Raw genomic sequence first — 15,680 nt, 5'->3', positions numbered from 1 at the left:
CTTGCTCATTCCTGCAGGCACTTCGGTAAAGCTCCGGCTTAATTCTACCAAGGCCGACATCACTTGCCGGCCACGAAATAAAAATCCTGCCGTCCGGAGATCGAGCCGTAGCTGAACGGCTTTTGCCTGCGGCCGGTCGCTTCCATGACATCGTCGCGAACGAAATCGAACAGCCTGCGGACTTCGAGGCCCGGCGTCGGAAGATTCTTGACGAAGGCGGTCGCGAACGGACTGTTGATCCCGTCACCGTCGAGCGCGGTCTCGCCGTCCTTGGCGGCATAGACCACCAGCGTTCCAGCCTCCGGCTCGAGCGGGGCGAGGCCTCGCGACACGGAACGTGATGCCACCGTCATCGTGCGTTTCATCTGGGCGGCGAACGGATTGTCACGGCACGCATCGAGAATGACGAGGCGCAATTTTCTGGCGCGCTCGGCGGCATTGAGGACCTGATCGACCGGCACTGCTTCGAATCCGATTTCGCGGTCCGCGGCGATCCTCGCATCGGTCGGGATGAGATAATTGACGCCGCCGACCTCCATGCCGTGTCCGGCATAATACACGACCGCCCAATCCGCCGTCTCCGCGCGTGCTGCGAACTCGCGCAAGGCATTCACCAACGCATCCTTGCGCAGATTGGTCAGCAGCGTGACCGCTTCGAACCCGGTGAGCCTCAGCACGTCGGCGACGAGGCTCGCGTCGCGGACGGGGTTCGGCAGTGCGGCGACGTTTTCATAAGCCGAGTTGCCGATGACGAGGGCGATACGGCGATCACCGTTCGCAACCCCGGGCGCCACGACGGACGGAGGGACGCCCGCTTTCTCGACCAGGATCGTAGCTGGCGGCGGCGGCGGCGGCAGGGCGGAGAGCCGCTCACGCGCCTTGTCCAGAGCCCATCTAGTGGCGCTCTGGGTCAGTCCGAGCGTGGCGTTGAAATCGGCTCTTGCCTTGGCGAAATCGCCGCGCTTCTCGTGGGCCAGCCCGCGATTGACATAGGCGTTCGCATAGGTGGGATCCACGCGTATCGTTTCGGTGTAGTCGGCGATGGCGCGGTCCGCGTCGCCCTTGTTGCCGTAGGCGTTGCCGCGATTGAAATACGCGTTCGCATTCGCCGGCTGCAGGCGCACCGCTTCGGTGTAGTCGGCTATGGCCCGATCGGTGTTGCCCTTGTTGCTGTAGGCGTTGCCTCGGTTGTAGTACGCGTTGGCATAGGCCGGATCGAGCCGGATCGTCGCCGTGTAGTCAGCAATGGCACGGTCCGTGTCGCCCTTGCTGCTGTAACCGTTGCCCCGGTTGTAGTAGGCATTCGCATGCGCCGGATCGAGCCGGATCGTCGCCGTGTAGTCGGCTATGGCGCGGTCCGTATCGCCCCTGGCGGCGTAAGCGTTGCCCCGGTTGTAGTACGCATTCGCGTCCTTGGGATCTCGCCGTATTTGCTCGGAGGCGGCGGCAATGGCAGCGTTCGACTCGGCTTTGACGCGGTCAATAGCGGCTGCGGGTCCTGCGAGGGCAAGAATGACACAGCAATAGAATAATCTGCGAAACATGCGAAAGCCCACTCGCCATATCGGGGACGGGAAGCAGTATTCAAACAACGCAAATTTATCCGAGCAATCAGCCGGACTGTGTGATCTAAGTTACAGGAATCCCGGCGCACCAGGCGAGCGGCCTATCGATACTGACGGGAAATCCGCGCCAGGCGGATATCCGGCGCCAGGACCTCTCTTCAGCCCTTCCCCATCGCCGCGATCGCGTCCGCGATCTCGATGGTGCGGCGGGCCATGTCGGCGTGCAGGCGCTCCACCATGGCGCCGTCGAGGCGGATCGCGCCGCGCGAGGCGTTCTCGGGCAGCTCGAACGCGGCGATGATCTTTCGAGCGCGCGCGACTTCCTCTTCGGGAGGCGTGAAGATCGCGTTGCAGGCGTCGATCTGCGAGGGGTGGATCAGCGTCTTGCCGTCGAAGCCGAGATCGCGCCCTTGCGCGCATTCGGTGGCGAAGCCGTCGGAATTGGCGATGTCGCTGTAGGGGCCGTCGAGGATCTCGAGGCCGTGGGCGCGCGTCGCCAGGATGCAGTGGGTGATCATCGGAACCATCGCGGCGCGGCCCGGCAGCATCCGGATCCGCGTCTCGCGCGAGATATCGTTCGGGCCGAACACGAAGCCGGAGAGGCGCCGCGATGGATCGCGCCCGGCGGCGGCCAGTTCCTCGGCGTGCAGCACCGCGCGCGCGGTCTCGATCATGGCCCAGACCTTCACGCTCGGCGCGGCACCGAGCTCGGCGAGGCGGCGGCCGATGGCGTCGAGATCCTCGATGCTTGAAACTTTTGGAACCAGGATGCCGTCGGGCGAGGCCTTGGCGGCCATCGCGACGTCATCGGCCCACCACGGCGTGTCGAGGCCGTTAGTCCGGATCAAAACCTCGCGCTTGCCAAAGCCCTTGGCCGCGATCGCGGCGGCGATGCCGTCACGCGCCGCCGCCTTGGCCTCGGGAGCGACCGAGTCTTCCAGATCGAGGATCAGGCCGTCGGCGGCGAGATTGCGCGCCTTTTCCAGCGCGCGGGGGTTGGAGCCGGGCATGAACAGATGGCTGCGGCGCGGGCGGGTCATGCAAGCGTTCCTTCCTCGTCTGTCGTCCGACATCAGCCGATAGCACTTGGCCTGCCCATTCGAAAGGCTTGTTCACCCCAGCGGTCTATGATTAGGCATAGGTATGATGACATTCCCGAAGCATTTGCTGGAAGGCTACAAGGCCTTCGCCACCCAGCGGCTGCCGACCGAGCAGACCCGCTATCGCGAGCTGTCGGTGAAGGGGCAGTCGCCCGAAGTGATGGTGATCGGCTGCTGCGACAGCCGCGTCTCGCCGGAAGTGATCTTCGACGTCGGCCCCGGCGAATTGTTCGTCGTCCGCAACATCGCCAACCTCGTGCCGGTGTATCAGCCCGACGGCACCGCTCACGGCGTCTCGGCGGCGCTGGAATATGCCGTGACGGTGCTGAAGGTGAAGCACATCGTGGTGCTTGGCCACGCGCAATGCGGCGGCATCCGCGCCTTCGTCGACAAGATCGAGCCGCTCACGCCGGGCGACTTCATCGGCAAGTGGATGCAGATGTTCATCAAGCCGGGCGAAGTGGTCGAGCAGCGCGAGCACGAGAGCATGGCGCAGTTCGTCGAGCGCATCGAGAAGGCCGCCGTGTTCCGCAGCCTGGAAAACCTGATGACCTTCCCGTTCGTGCGCAAGGCGGTTGAGAGCGGCCAGATGCAGACGCACGGCGCCTATTTCGGCGTCTCGGAGGGCTCGCTGTTCGTGCTGGACAAGACGACGAAGGAATTCAAGAACGCGCGCAGCGCGGCTTGAGCGGTTTCGTATACTGCCGCATCAAACGAGATCGCCGTCCCGGACAAGCGCAGCTCTTGGCAACGCGTAGCGTTGTCCAGGGCGGAGCGCAGATCCGGGACCCATAGCCCCAAGCTTACGTTGTCGTGCGAGCTGACAACCACGTTCTTCGCCAAACCACTTCCTGTGGCTATGGGTCCCGGATCTGCGCGCGCTTTTGGCGCGCTTGTCCGGGACGACGAGAGGGGTGTGACCGCCGAGCGGCGGCTTACGCCGCCTTCTTCTTCGCGCTGATCAGCTTGCGGTTGATCAGCACTTCGGCGATCTGGATCGCATTGAGCGCGGCGCCCTTGCGCAGATTGTCCGACACGCACCAGAGCACCAGACCGTTCTCCACGGTCGCGTCCTCGCGGATGCGGCTGATATAGGTGGCATCCTCGCCGGCCGCCTCATAGGGCGTGGCGTAGCCGCCGGGCTCCTGCTTGTCGATGACGAGGCAGCCCGGCGAGGTGCGCAGGATGTTGCGGGCTTCGTCCGCGCTGATCGGGTTCTCGAACTCGATGTTGACGGCCTCGGAGTGGCCGACGAACACCGGCACGCGCACGCAGGTGGCCGTAAGCTTGATCTTGGGATCAAGAATCTTCTTGGTCTCCGCCATCATCTTCCACTCTTCCTTGGTGTAGCCGTCCTCCATGAAGACATCGATGTGGGGGATGACGTTGAAGGCGATGCGCTTGGGGAATTTCTTCGCGACCAGCTCGTCATTGGTGTAGACGGCCTTGGTCTGCGAGAACAGCTCGTCCATCGCGTCCTTGCCGGCGCCCGACACCGATTGATAGGTCGAGACCACGACGCGCTTGATCGTGGCCTTGTCGTGCAGCGGCTTGAGCGCGACCACGAGCTGCGCGGTCGAGCAGTTCGGGTTGGCGATGATGTTCTTCTTCTTGAAGCCTTCCGTCGCAGCCGCGTTCACCTCCGGCACGATCAGCGGCACGTCCGGATCCATGCGCCAGGCCGAGGAATTGTCGATCACGACGGCGCCGGCGGCGCCGATCTTCGGCGACCATTCCTTCGACACCGACCCGCCCGCCGACATCAGGCAGATGTCGACGTCGGAGAAGTCGTAATGCTCCAGCGCTTTGACCTTCAGGGTGCGGTCGCCATAGGACACCTCGACGCCGACGCTGCGGCGCGAGGCCAGGGCCACGACCTCGTCCGTGGGAAATTTGCGCTCATCCAGGATGTTGAGCATTTCCCGTCCGACATTGCCGGTCGCGCCGACCACTGCGACTTTGTAACCCATCGTTCACTCTCCGATGAAAAAGCCCGTTCCTGAAGCTGACGCTTAAACAGGAAGAGCAGCGCTTCTATGCGAGAACCGGCCTCAAGACAACGTTGGACCATGCCTTAGGGACGTGGATGCAGTCGCCTGAGGCCAGCATGGCCGTTAGCCCTACCCGGACCGCCATCCATCTGGCGCTGCTCGCCTTCGCCGACGAGGTCGTCGGCACGCTGGCGCACCTGTTCGCCTATGTGGGGGCGCTCGCCCTGTTTGCCATCCTCGCCCTCGCAGCGCTGGGCCAGCTGCCCGATCTGCGCGACAACGAGCCGGCCGGGAAACCGGGCTGGAGCGTGGCTGACCGTTCGCACCCGGCCTTCGCCGTCAGTCGACACGATTCTTCCGATAAAACAGTATCTTACCTCATCCTGAGGCACCCCGAAGGCGGTCGCAGGGACGTGCTGCGCTGGAGCGATGACGCGGGCAGGCCCGTGGCCGAGCTCGAAATCTACCGCCAGGGCGCCGAATTCGACGTGACACGTCCGGCGACCGCAGATCTCGCCGCCCGGATGGGCTTGGGAGCGGCCACCGCGCTCGAGCAGGCCGGCCTGATCGACACCAAATTCGGCCCCGTCGCCCTGTTCCGGCCAACCGGCACAATGGAGGGCGCGCAGGCCTGTCTCGGCTACCTCAAGCGCAGTGAGGAGCCGGCGCTCCAGATCTCCGGCTTCACCTGCCAGGGCGACAGCCTGCCCAGCCGGCGCGTGGCGATCGCCTGCACGCTGAATCGGCTGACGCTGCTGGCCTCGGGCAACGAGCCCAGGCTGGCGGAATTGTTCGCCCATGCCGAGCTGAAACGCGTCCGCTGTGACCCCGCAGGCCCGGCGGACTGGCTGCTGGGCGCCGCGAACGCGCAATTGCGCGGAGCGCTTTGATCAGCATCAAGCTCAAGTAGCTGGTTTGCATGCAACTTTTGCTGATGCGCACGATTATTCCCCGCTGGTGTGACCCAATTGACCTAGTTGCAGTCGCCCCCGCCGGGCTAGTATGCGGTGAAATCGACTGGCGGCCTGCCGCCTGAAGGGGACGTGATGAGCTTGAAATTTTCTGCCGCGAACAAATTGGCGACCTGGCTTGCGGCGGGCGCCGTGATTGCCATCGCGTTCGCGACTCCGGCCTCGGCCGACACCAAGTCCAAGCAGCGCTATGACGATCGCGGCCGGCCCATCTACGGCCCGAGCGGCCCCAACGCGGTCTATCAGCAGGGCCGCACCCGCATCTATGTGAGCAAGCGCTCCTGGCTGGATGGCGGCACCGAGGTCAATCCGGGCGACCGCAAGTTCAGCGACTACGCCTTCCCGCCGGCCGTGGGTTATCCGTCCTTCGCCCGCGAGAATCTCAACCGCCCGATCGATCGCCAGCCGCTCTCGCCGCCAGGCGATGTCGGCGGCTATCCGCAGAACTTCCCGCTGTACTGAGCGGACGCAAGGCGACCCGAATCAAAATGGCCGGGCTCTCGCCCGGCCTTTTTTGTTGTGATGAGATGGTCTGCCTCACGCGTTGGCCGCCGGGTCGTAACGCCTGCAAAATTCCTCGATCGCCTCGGAGCGGAAATCGCCGAGGCGCTCGAAGATGAGCGCATCCGGCCAATCCCACCAGGCGATCCGGCGCAGGCTTGCCGCGACGGACTCGGCAAAGCGCCTGCGGATGGGGCGCGCGGGAACGCCGCCGACGATGGTGTAGGGTTCGACATCGCGGCTGACGACGGCGCCTGCAGCAATCACCGCGCCGTCGCCGACGCTCACGCCCGGCAGCAGGATTGCGGCGTGCCCGATCCAGACGTCGTTGCCGACGATGACGCGGTCGCCGCGGCGCTCCGCGAAGAAGTCGCGGTCGCGCGTCGCGCTCGCATCGTAATATTCGGGGCAATAGGTGAAGCGATGCTGGGACGGCCGGCCCATCGGATGATTGGGCGCGCCGATCCGCACCGCGTTGGCGATGGCCGTGAACTTGCCGATCACCGCGTCGGCGACGTCGCAATTCTCGCCCAGATAGGAGTAGTCGCCGAGCGAGGCATATTCGATGCGCGTGCCCGCGAGCACCTCGCAACGGCGCCCGATCTGCGCCTCGCGCAGCCGCACCGTTTCATGGACGATGGTTTCCGCGATCTTGGGGCGGGGTGAATCCATGAGATGACTCCGAGTGCAGGTGCCGTAGGGTGGGTTAGCCGAAGGCGTAACCCACCACGTTAGTTGCCGCGGCGACAGAAGAGGTGGGTTACGCCCCGCGGTCTGCGCTTCGCGCAGTCCGCACGACTAACCCACCCTACGAGTGCGGTGCTTGCCGCCTTATGCGTGCAGCTTCTGCAATTCCTTCAGGATCGCTTCGCCCATCTGCGTGGTGGAAGCAGCCGTGGTGCCTTCCGACTTGATGTCGGCGGTGCGCAGGCCGCTGGCGAGCACCGCGGCGATCGCGGCATCGACCTTGTCGGCGAGATCGCCCATGTCGAAGGAATAGCGCAGCGCCATGCCGAAGGACGAGATCATCGCGATCGGATTGGCGAGGCCTTGGCCTGCGATGTCGGGCGCGGAGCCGTGCACGGGCTCGTACAGCGCCTTGCGCTTCTTGCTCTTGACGTCGATCTCGCCGAGCGAGGCCGAGGGCAGCATGCCGAGCGATCCCGTCAGCATCGCCGCGATGTCGGACAGCATGTCGCCGAACAGGTTGTCGGTGACGATGACGTCGAACTGCTTCGGCCATTTCACCAGCATCATGCCGCCGGAATCGGCGAGCTGATGCTCGAGCGTGACATCGGGATATTCGCGCTTGTGAACCGCCGTCATGACCTCGTTCCAGAGCACGCCCGACTTCATGACGTTGCGCTTCTCCATCGACGTCACCTTGTTCTTGCGCTTCCTGGCAAGCTCGAAGGCAACGCGGCCGATGCGCTCGATCTCGTAGGTGTCGTAGACCTGGGTATCGATGGCGCGCTTCTGGCCGTTGCCGAGATCGGTGATGGTCTTGGGCTCGCCGAAATAGACGCCGCCGGTGAGCTCGCGCACGATCATGATGTCGAGCCCCTCGACCGCCTCGCGCTTCAGGCTGGAGGCATCGGCCAGCGCCGGGTAGCACATTGCGGGACGCAGGTTGGCGAACAGAGCGAGATCCTTGCGCAGGCGAAGCAGGCCGGCTTCGGGGCGCACTTCGTACGGAACCGTATCCCATTTCGGGCCGCCGACCGCGCCGAAGATCACGGCGTCGGCGTCCTTCGCCTTGGCCATGTCGCCCTCGGAGATCGACACCTTGTGGGCGTCATAGGCGGAGCCGCCGACGAGGCCGGTGTCGGTCTCGAACTTGGCGATCCCGGCCGCATTGAGCCAGTCGATCAGCCGCTTCACCTCGCCCATCACCTCGGGGCCGATACCGTCGCCCGGGAGCAGCAGCAGTTTGTGGGTCGCCATGGTCGTGTCCTTTTCGATCCTCTCTCGTCATTCCGGGGCGCGAGCAAAGCGAGCGAGCCCGGAATCCATCAGGCCACAGCGCAAGCGGTGAAATGGATTCCGGGCTCGCGCTGCGCGCGCCCCGGAATGACGGTTCGGCCGGAGTGCTAGAGCGGCGTTGCGCGCTTGGCAAGACACCATTGCCGCCGCGCGGCTGTGCAAGACAGGCAGGGCCTGCCACAGTGCCGGCGCCGGAGTACCCCTTGCACGCCCCTGAGCGCCCCACGCCCAACCCGCATCCTGCGCGGCTGATCCTGACCCTGTCGCTGGCGGCGACGGTCGGGCTCGGCATCGGCCGCTTTGCCTATGCGCTGGTGCTGCCCGACATGCGGGAGGACCTCGGCTGGTCCTATTCGGCCGCCGGTTTCATGAACACGATCAACGCCGTCGGCTATCTCGTGGGCGCGCTGGTGGCGTCCCGGCTGATCCAGCGCATCGGCTGGTCCGCGGCGATCCGCGGCGGGACCCTGGCCTGCGTCGCCGCGCTCGCGACGTGCGCCCTATCGGGCAATTTCGTTGCGCTGAGCCTGGCCCGTCTGGTGCTGGGCCTGGGCGCGGCAGTCGGCTTCGTCGCCGGCGGCGCGCTGGCCGCCACCATCGCGCAGTCGCAGCCCGCGCGGGCCAATTTCCTGCTGAGCCTGTTCTACGCCGGGCCCGGCATCGGCATTCTCGCCTCCGGCCTGATCGCTCCGTTCACGCTGCAATATTTCGGGCCGGGCTCGTGGTGGATCGTCTGGTGGGCGCTGACGCTGCTGTCCGTCGCGATGACGATCCCGCTGTTCCTGATCCGCATCGAGAGCAGCGTCCGCTTCTCGGAAGGCAGCCACGCGTCGTTCGCGATCCTCCCCGTGCTGATCTACCTCGCCAGCTATTTCCTGTTCGGCGCCGGCTACATCGCCTACATGACCTTCATGATCGCCTATGTGCGCGACGGCGGCGGCGGGGCCGCGGCGCAGGCCGCGTTCTGGAGCCTGATCGGGCTGAGCGCCTTCGTCACGCCCTGGGCCTGGCGCGGCGTGCTGGCGCTGGACCGCGGCGGCCTCGCCACCGCCATCATCCTCGGTACCAACGCGCTGGGCGCGGCCCTGCCGATCCTCGGGCATTCGCCGGCATGGCTCGCGGTCTCCGCCGTCGTGTTCGGCGTCGCCTTCTTCGCCGTGGTCGGCTCGACCACGGCCTTCGTGCGCTTCAACTATCCATCCGAGGTGTGGCCGACCGCGATCGCCGCGATGACGATCTCGTTCGGCGTCGGCCAGACGCTGGGGCCGATCGTGGTCGGCGCGATCACGGATGCGCTGGGGAGCCTGAGCTACGCGCTGAACGTGTCGGCGGGGTTGCTGGCGCTCGGGGCGGTGCTGTCGCTGTGCCAAAGGAAGGTGGGACCCGCCAAGCAACCGGTGCCGTAGGGTGGATTAGCGAAGCGTGATCCACCAACTTCGTTCGGCGAACGCTGAAGCATGGTGGATTACGCCAAGCGACTGCGCTTCGCACAGCCGCTCGGCTAATCCACCCTACGGCAGCGGAGTTCGAGGTTAGCTTCCACTAAATGAATTGTACCCCTGGTCTTCCCAATAGCCGCCCTTGTAGTCGTTGGTGACTTCCATCGAGACCACGTATTTCGGGTTCTTGAAGCCGAGCTTGGTCGGCACGCGGATCTTCATCGGGAAACCGTAGGCGCGCGGCAGGATCTCGCTCGCATATTTGAATGTCATCTGGGTCTGCGGATGCAGCGCGGAGCGCATGTCGAGCGGCGAGTTGTAGCCGTCCTTGTCGGCGCACTGGAACCAGACATATTTGGCGCGGGTGTCGGCGCCGATCAGCTTGAGGAAGTCGCGCATGGGCGTCCCGGTCCAGCTGCCGATCGCACTCCAGCCCTCGACGCAGATGTGACGCGTGATCTGCGTGACCTGCGGCAGCTTGTAGAGCTCGTCCAGCGTCCAGGACTTCTTGTTGTCGACGAGACCGCGCACCTCGAGCTTCCAGTCTTTGCCGTCGATATCGGGCGCGTCGTCGAGATCGTAATAGGCATTGAACGGAAACGGCTTCGTGATCGCGCTCTCGGGAAAGGTCGGCGCCAGCGCATCCGGATTGAACATCCAGGCCTGCACGGCGTCGTTGAACTTCGAGACCTTGGCGAGCATGGTTTCGGCCGAGGACGAGTCGACGACGTCGCAGCCGGTGAGCAGCGTCAGCGCCCCGAGACTGGCACCGCCTGCGATGAAGCGGCGGCGGGTGACATCGGGCATCGTCTTGAGGGAGTCCTTGATCAGGAGCCGCTTGTCGACGCCGGGGATCAGGAATGAGCGCTTTGCCATAGTCTCCTCCTCAGCGACCGATGATCATGGCGCGCAGGCTCTTCGGCACCAGCAGCGCGAGCAGGACATGGATGACGAGGAATGCGCAGATCGCGGCCATGCAGAAGAAGTGGACATAGCGCGCGGCCGGATAATCGCCGAACAGCATCACGAGGTAATAGAGCTGTACCGGCTTCCATATCGCAAGCCCCGACAGCACGATCAGCACGCCGACCACGATGATGCCGGCGTAGAGCAGGCGCTGCACGTAGTTGTAGACGGTGAGATCGTCGTGACCGAGCTTGAAGGTGAGCGCGGCCCTGATGTCGTGAAGCACGCCGGACGCCGTGATCGGCAGCAGCTTCTTGGCGAAGCGGCCGGTGACGATACCGGTGACGAGATAGGCGAGGCCGTTGATCATCAGCAGCCACATCGCCGCAAAGTGCCAGAGCAGGCCGCCGCCGAGCCAGCCGCCAAGCGTATATTCGCGCGGGAAGCTGAAGCCGAACAGCGGCGAGGCGTTGTAGATCTGCCAGCCCGACAGGATCATCAGGATCATGGCAAGCGCGTTGACCCAGTGCATGATCCGCACCCATGCCGGCTGGATCACTTTGGCCGGGGTGGCCCCGACCCGCTCGTCGGTCACTGTGAGACTCGCCATGCTGGTTCCGTCCTGAAGATCGTCTGATGGTAATTATACGCCGAAGTTTCCGCTTTCGTTACGCCCTGTCCGGCATGGAATCGATGCCGCGAGCCTATTGCGGTCACAAAAAGGCGAGCCGGGCACCCCCGGCTCGCCGTCCTCAAAGCACCCTGTTCGGGGATGAAACAGGATCGCGCGGTGTTACGTCGCCGGCATCAGCACGGTGTCGACCACATGGATCACGCCGTTCGACTGGTTGACGTTGGAGATCGTCACCATCGAGGTGCCGCCCTTGGCATCGACGATCCAGGTCTTGCCGTCCATCTTCTTCACCGTCAGTTCCTCGCCCTCCGCGGTCTTCATCTTCTTCCCGTCGGTGAGATCGGAGGCCGCGAGCTTGCCGGGCACGACATGGTAGGTGAGAATCTTGGTCAGCGTCGCCTTGTTCTCGGGCTTGACCAGATTGTCGACGGTGCCGGCCGGCAGCTTGCCGAAGGCGGCGTTGGTCGGCGCGAACACCGTGAACGGACCCTTGCTTTCCAGCGTCGGCACCAGGCCCGCCGCCTTCACGGCCGCCACCAGCGTGGTGTGGTCCTTCGAGTTGACCGCGTTCTGCACGATGTTCTTCGACGGGAACATCGCAGCGCCGCCGACCATGACGGTCTTCTCCTCGGCGCTGGCCGGCGCGACGACGGTCGCGGTGATGGCGAGGGCGCTGAAGGCGGCGGCAGCGAGATAGGCAATGCGCTTCGACATGGAAAGTCTCCCGATTGAATGGTGACCGGCGATGGCCGGCGTTTGAGTTGGGCAACAACGGCGACTGCGACAGTTGAGAAGTGATGCAGCAGTGCCGTCGTTGGACCGAACTACGGGAGGGTTTGCGATGCGGTTTCGGAGAAAAATTCTTTGTGATGGGTGAAACTATGCGTGGGGATGTTCGTGCGGGGAGTGTGCGCCAAACTCTCCGCCGTCGTCCCGGACAAGCGGAGCGAAGCGGAGCGCAGATCCGGGATCCATAGCCACAGGAAGAGGCTGTCGCGCGAGACGGTCACTCCGAGTCTTCGCCAAACCACTCCCTGTGGTTATGGGTCCCGGGCTCGCGACTTTGTCGCGCCCCGGGACGACGAGGAGAGATTGCCGCGCGGTCGTCGCGTCTCAATCCCTGTTGTTCGGCGTCTGGATGAAGCCGCGATTATGCGTCGGGCTGATCAAGAGCTCGTTGATGCACACACGCGGCGGCATCGACGCGATGAAGGCGATGGTGCGGCCGAGGTCTTCGGATTGCAGCATCTTCGCCTGCTCCTCCTCGCTCGGCACCACCGGGCGCAGCTTCAGGATCGGGGTCGCCACCTCGCCCGGCATCAGGCAGCAGGCGCGCAGGCCGTTGACGCATTCATCCATGTTGAAGGAATGGGTCAACGCCAGCACCGCGTGCTTGGTCGTGGTGTAGGCCGGGCCCGGCATCTTCGAGACGTGGCGACCGGCCCAGGACGAGACGTTGATGATCGCGCCGTCCTGCTGCTTGCGCATCGTCGGCAGCACGGCGCGCATGCAATAGAGCACGCCGTTGAGATTGACCTGGACCAGCTTGTCCCAGCCCTCCAGTTCCATGTCCTTCCAGCTGCGCTTGGGAAGATTGATGCCGGCATTGTTGACCAGCAGGTCGATGCGGCCGTGCTTTGCGACGATCTGATCGGCCGCCTTCTGGGCCTCGGCCGCATTGGAGACGTCGAGCGCAATGGCCTCGGCCGCTCCGCCCGTCCCTATGATCCTGGCAACCACGGTATCCAGGGCATCCTTGCGGCGGCCCGAGACCACCACCGTCCAGCCGTCGGCAGCCAACGCCTCGGCGCCGGCTTCCCCGATCCCGCTGCCGCCGCCCGTGACCCAGGCCACGCGTTTCCCGTTTTTTAACATGCAAACTGTCTCCGTTGCTTCTGCGGGGCGGTTTTTGCTAATCCAGCCCTCGGTTTTGACCGGCCTCTGCCGGCGAGGAATGTTGCATGAACCAAGCTGCCAACGCCAACCTGTTTTCCCGCCTGTTCGATGGCCTGGACGATCCGAAGCGGCTCGCGATCGAGACGCATGACGGCGTCCATATCAGCTATGGCGATCTGATCGCGCGCGCGGGGCAGATGGCAAACGTGCTGGTCGCCCGCGGCGTGAAGCCGGGCGACCGCGTCGCGGTGCAGGTCGAAAAGTCGGTCGCCAATATCGTGCTGTATCTCGGCACCGTGCGCGCCGGCGCGGTCTATCTGCCCCTGAACACCGCCTATACGCTGAACGAGCTCGACTACTTCATCGGCGATGCCGAGCCGGCGCTCGTGGTGTGCGATCCCTCCAAAGCAGAAGGCCTCGCCCCCATTGCCGCCAAGGTGAAGGCCAAGGTCGAGACACTCGGGCCCGACGGCAAGGGCTCGCTGACGGAGGCCGCCGACAAGGCGAGCGGCGAATTCGCGACAGTGGCGCGCGAAAACGACGATCTCGCCGCGATCCTCTACACCTCGGGGACCACTGGCCGCTCCAAGGGCGCGATGCTGACGCACGATAATTTGGCGTCGAACTCGCTCTCGCTCGTCGATTATTGGCGCTTCACCGACAAGGACGTCCTGATCCACGCGCTGCCGATCTACCATACGCATGGCCTGTTCGTGGCGACGAACGTGACGCTGTTTGCGCGGGCGTCGATGATCTTCCTGCCGAAGCTCGACCCGGATCTGATCATCAAGCTGATGGCGCGCGCCACGGTGCTGATGGGCGTGCCGACCTTCTACACCCGCCTGCTGCAGAACCCCGCGCTGTCGCGCGAGACCACGAAGCACATGCGGCTGTTCGTCTCGGGCTCTGCGCCGCTGCTCGCCGACACCCATCGCGAATGGTCGGCGCGCACGGGACATGCGGTGCTCGAGCGCTACGGCATGACCGAAACCAACATGAACACGTCGAACCCCTACGACGGCGAGCGCGTGCCCGGCGCGGTCGGTTTCCCGCTTCCCGGCGTCTCCGTTCGCGTCACCGATCCCGAGACCGGCAAGGAATTGCCGCGCGAGGAGATCGGCATGATCGAGGTCAAGGGCCCGAACGTCTTCAAGGGCTATTGGCGCATGCCGGAGAAGACCAAGGCCGAGTTCCGGCCCGACGGCTTCTTCATCACCGGCGATCTCGGCAAGATCGACGGCAAGGGGTACGTCCACATCCTCGGCCGCGGCAAGGATCTCGTGATCTCCGGCGGTTTCAATGTGTACCCGAAGGAGATCGAGAGCGAGATCGACGCCATGCCGGGCGTGGTCGAATCCGCCGTGATCGGCGTGCCGCATGCCGATTTCGGCGAGGGCGTCACGGCGGTTCTCGTTTGCAACAAAGGTGCCGATGTCAGCGAAGCCTCGGTGCTCAAGGCGCTCGATGGCCGGCTCGCCAAGTTCAAGATGCCCAAGCGCGTCTTCGTCGTCGACGAGCTGCCGCGGAATACCATGGGCAAGGTGCAGAAGAACGTGCTGCGTGACGCGTACAAGGATATCTACGCGAAGAAGTGAGGCGCTTTAGCTTTCGTCATTGCGAGGAGCCCTTGCGACGAAGCAATCCAGACGGCCTCCGCGGAAAGATTCTGGATTGCTTCGCTACGCTCGCAATGACGGAGGGTGTGACGGCTACTGTCCGCCCACCAGACTCAGCACAAACCGGCTGCCCACGATCAACAGATAACACCCGAACGCGGCCTCCAGCGTGCGCTTCGACATCGCATGCGCGGCTTTCACGCCCAGCGGCGCGGTGACGAGGCTCATCGGCATCACCAGCACGGCACCAATCAGCGAGACGTAGCCGAGCGCGAAGGGAGCCTGCAGGGCCGCGACGGCCGGATATTTCGCCGCCGCCGGCCAGCCGGCATAGATGTAGCCGAGCGCGCCGGGAATCGAGATCAGCACCGCGAGCGCCGACGAGGTCGCGACGGCCTGATGGATCGGACGGCTATAGAAGGTCATCAGCAGGTTCGAGAACAGGCCGCCTCCGATGCCCATCAAGGTCGACAAGATGCCGACGCAGAAGCCATAGACGCGCATCAATGGGCCCTTCGGCAGATCATCGCCGAGCTTCCAGGTTTCGTGCGCGAAGATCAGCCGGACCGCGGCTGACCAGGCGACGGCCACGAACACGATCTTGAACAGCCGCTCCGGCGCGTAGCGCGCGATGACGCTGCCGGCGAGGACGCCGATCACGATCGGCAGCCACCAGACGCGCAGGATCGACATGTCGACCGCCCCGCGCTTGTAATGCGCCTGGAACGAGCGGATCGAGGTCGGGATAATCACGGCGAGCGAAGTGCCGACACACAGCGGCATCCGCACCTCGAGCGGCACGCCGGCGATACGGAAGCATTCATAGAAAACCGGCACGAGGATCGCGCCGCCGCCGATGCCGAACACGCCGGCCAGAAATCCCGAGAGCGCGCCGGTTGCGATCAGCAGCAGCGCGAGCTCGACGATTTCCTTGATATCGAGACCTGCGATCACCCCGAACTGCCCCGTCGACTGGCGCAGCTACTCCGAAGCATTGGCTCGGATCTGACTGCGGGCAAAGCTGTAGGCGATCTGCCTGATCTGGTCGACACGCCGGGGCAGCCCGGCTGGGGTGGAA

The 15,680-nt window shown here is 64.6% G+C and carries 15 protein-coding genes; 5 read left to right on the top strand and 10 right to left on the bottom strand.

Annotation, left to right across the window (positions count from 1 at the left end; all coding sequences use genetic code 11):
• Nucleotides 1-59 precede the first annotated feature (59 nt).
• Nucleotides 60-1,544, bottom strand: coding sequence for a tetratricopeptide repeat protein (locus H1B27_RS04190; RefSeq protein WP_197965099.1), 1,485 nt, complete (start codon nt 1,542-1,544; stop codon nt 60-62).
• Nucleotides 1,545-1,723: 179 nt separating this feature from the next.
• Nucleotides 1,724-2,605 (bottom strand): HpcH/HpaI aldolase/citrate lyase family protein, encoded by an 882-nt coding sequence (locus H1B27_RS04185; RefSeq protein ID WP_197965098.1) that lies wholly within the window; start codon nt 2,603-2,605, stop codon nt 1,724-1,726.
• Between the two features lie 103 nt (nt 2,606-2,708).
• Here H1B27_RS04185 and H1B27_RS04180 point away from each other — a divergent pair, with 103 nt between their 5' ends.
• A complete protein-coding gene (locus H1B27_RS04180) occupies nt 2,709-3,353 on the top strand; it encodes a carbonic anhydrase (RefSeq protein ID WP_061880156.1) in 645 nt (214 codons plus the stop codon).
• A gap of 247 nt (nt 3,354-3,600) precedes the next feature.
• Here the strand turns inward: H1B27_RS04180 and H1B27_RS04175 are convergent, their stop codons facing one another.
• Nucleotides 3,601-4,635: an aspartate-semialdehyde dehydrogenase gene (locus H1B27_RS04175; RefSeq protein ID WP_197965097.1), complete on the bottom strand. Its 1,035-nt coding sequence runs from the start codon at nt 4,633-4,635 to the stop codon at nt 3,601-3,603.
• A gap of 116 nt (nt 4,636-4,751) precedes the next feature.
• Between H1B27_RS04175 and H1B27_RS04170 the strand changes: the two genes are divergently transcribed.
• Both H1B27_RS04170 and H1B27_RS04165 read left to right on the top strand, forming a co-directional pair.
• On the top strand, nt 4,752-5,546 hold the full coding sequence (locus H1B27_RS04170; RefSeq protein ID WP_197965096.1) for a hypothetical protein: 795 nt from the start codon (nt 4,752-4,754) through the stop codon (nt 5,544-5,546).
• A 156-nt stretch (nt 5,547-5,702) separates the two neighbouring features.
• A complete protein-coding gene (locus tag H1B27_RS04165; RefSeq protein ID WP_061880284.1) occupies nt 5,703-6,089 on the top strand; it encodes a hypothetical protein in 387 nt (128 codons plus the stop codon).
• Nucleotides 6,090-6,164: 75 nt separating this feature from the next.
• On the opposite strand, the gene H1B27_RS04160 is transcribed toward H1B27_RS04165, so the two are convergent.
• Both H1B27_RS04160 and leuB read right to left on the bottom strand, forming a co-directional pair.
• Nucleotides 6,165-6,800: a DapH/DapD/GlmU-related protein gene (locus H1B27_RS04160; RefSeq protein WP_061880153.1), complete on the bottom strand. Its 636-nt coding sequence runs from the start codon at nt 6,798-6,800 to the stop codon at nt 6,165-6,167.
• Between the two features lie 159 nt (nt 6,801-6,959).
• Entirely contained in the window at nt 6,960-8,072 is a 1,113-nt protein-coding gene (gene leuB / locus H1B27_RS04155) for a 3-isopropylmalate dehydrogenase (protein WP_197965095.1), read from the bottom strand.
• Between the two features lie 242 nt (nt 8,073-8,314).
• Between leuB and H1B27_RS04150 the strand changes: the two genes are divergently transcribed.
• Entirely contained in the window at nt 8,315-9,517 is a 1,203-nt protein-coding gene (locus H1B27_RS04150) for a YbfB/YjiJ family MFS transporter (protein WP_197965094.1), read from the top strand.
• A 126-nt stretch (nt 9,518-9,643) separates the two neighbouring features.
• Here H1B27_RS04150 and H1B27_RS04145 read toward each other — a convergent pair whose 3' ends face one another.
• The 4 genes from H1B27_RS04145 to H1B27_RS04130 all read right to left on the bottom strand — a co-directional run bounded on the left by H1B27_RS04145 (nt 9,644) and on the right by H1B27_RS04130 (nt 12,965).
• Entirely contained in the window at nt 9,644-10,426 is a 783-nt protein-coding gene (locus H1B27_RS04145; RefSeq protein ID WP_197965093.1) for a molybdopterin-binding protein, read from the bottom strand.
• 10 nt (nt 10,427-10,436) lie between these two features.
• On the bottom strand, nt 10,437-11,066 hold the full coding sequence (locus tag H1B27_RS04140) for a cytochrome b/b6 domain-containing protein (protein ID WP_197965092.1): 630 nt from the start codon (nt 11,064-11,066) through the stop codon (nt 10,437-10,439).
• A gap of 183 nt (nt 11,067-11,249) precedes the next feature.
• Complete coding sequence (locus H1B27_RS04135; RefSeq protein WP_028179646.1) at nt 11,250-11,804, bottom strand: fasciclin domain-containing protein; 555 nt, start codon at nt 11,802-11,804, stop codon at nt 11,250-11,252.
• Between the two features lie 399 nt (nt 11,805-12,203).
• The gene (locus H1B27_RS04130; protein WP_197965091.1) at nt 12,204-12,965 is read right to left on the bottom strand and encodes an SDR family oxidoreductase; all 762 of its coding nucleotides are present in this window, start codon (nt 12,963-12,965) and stop codon (nt 12,204-12,206) included.
• An 86-nt stretch (nt 12,966-13,051) separates the two neighbouring features.
• Here H1B27_RS04130 and H1B27_RS04125 point away from each other — a divergent pair, with 86 nt between their 5' ends.
• Nucleotides 13,052-14,581 (top strand): malonate--CoA ligase, encoded by a 1,530-nt coding sequence (locus tag H1B27_RS04125; protein ID WP_197965090.1) that lies wholly within the window; start codon nt 13,052-13,054, stop codon nt 14,579-14,581.
• 114 nt (nt 14,582-14,695) lie between these two features.
• On the opposite strand, the gene H1B27_RS04120 is transcribed toward H1B27_RS04125, so the two are convergent.
• Nucleotides 14,696-15,556, bottom strand: a complete 861-nt coding sequence (locus H1B27_RS04120) for a sulfite exporter TauE/SafE family protein (protein WP_197965089.1) — start codon at nt 15,554-15,556, stop codon at nt 14,696-14,698.
• Between the last annotated feature and the right edge of the window lie 124 nt (nt 15,557-15,680).

The organism is Bradyrhizobium diversitatis, assembly GCF_016031635.1.
In the GTDB taxonomy this organism is placed as follows: Bacteria; Pseudomonadota; Alphaproteobacteria; order Rhizobiales; family Xanthobacteraceae; genus Bradyrhizobium; species Bradyrhizobium diversitatis.
The sequence above is the reverse complement of the archived record's forward strand: the minus strand, read 5'-3'. Positions and strand labels throughout refer to the sequence as shown.

Bases quoted from the DNA above. Each gene is read 5' to 3' on its own strand.
- H1B27_RS04190 (WP_197965099.1), bottom strand. From the start codon at position 1,544: ATGTTTCGCAGATTATTCTATTGCTGTGTCATTCTTGCCCTCGCAGGA.
- H1B27_RS04185 (WP_197965098.1), bottom strand. From the start codon at position 2,605: ATGACCCGCCCGCGCCGCAGCCATCTGTTCATGCCCGGCTCCAACCCC.
- H1B27_RS04180 (WP_061880156.1), top strand. From the start codon at position 2,709: ATGATGACATTCCCGAAGCATTTGCTGGAAGGCTACAAGGCCTTCGCC.
- H1B27_RS04175 (WP_197965097.1), bottom strand. From the start codon at position 4,635: ATGGGTTACAAAGTCGCAGTGGTCGGCGCGACCGGCAATGTCGGACGG.
- H1B27_RS04170 (WP_197965096.1), top strand. From the start codon at position 4,752: ATGCAGTCGCCTGAGGCCAGCATGGCCGTTAGCCCTACCCGGACCGCC.
- H1B27_RS04165 (WP_061880284.1), top strand. From the start codon at position 5,703: ATGAGCTTGAAATTTTCTGCCGCGAACAAATTGGCGACCTGGCTTGCG.
- H1B27_RS04160 (WP_061880153.1), bottom strand. From the start codon at position 6,800: ATGGATTCACCCCGCCCCAAGATCGCGGAAACCATCGTCCATGAAACG.
- leuB (WP_197965095.1), bottom strand. From the start codon at position 8,072: ATGGCGACCCACAAACTGCTGCTGCTCCCGGGCGACGGTATCGGCCCC.
- H1B27_RS04145 (WP_197965093.1), bottom strand. From the start codon at position 10,426: ATGGCAAAGCGCTCATTCCTGATCCCCGGCGTCGACAAGCGGCTCCTG.
- H1B27_RS04140 (WP_197965092.1), bottom strand. From the start codon at position 11,066: ATGGCGAGTCTCACAGTGACCGACGAGCGGGTCGGGGCCACCCCGGCC.
- H1B27_RS04135 (WP_028179646.1), bottom strand. From the start codon at position 11,804: ATGTCGAAGCGCATTGCCTATCTCGCTGCCGCCGCCTTCAGCGCCCTC.
- H1B27_RS04130 (WP_197965091.1), bottom strand. From the start codon at position 12,965: ATGTTAAAAAACGGGAAACGCGTGGCCTGGGTCACGGGCGGCGGCAGC.
- H1B27_RS04125 (WP_197965090.1), top strand. From the start codon at position 13,052: ATGAACCAAGCTGCCAACGCCAACCTGTTTTCCCGCCTGTTCGATGGC.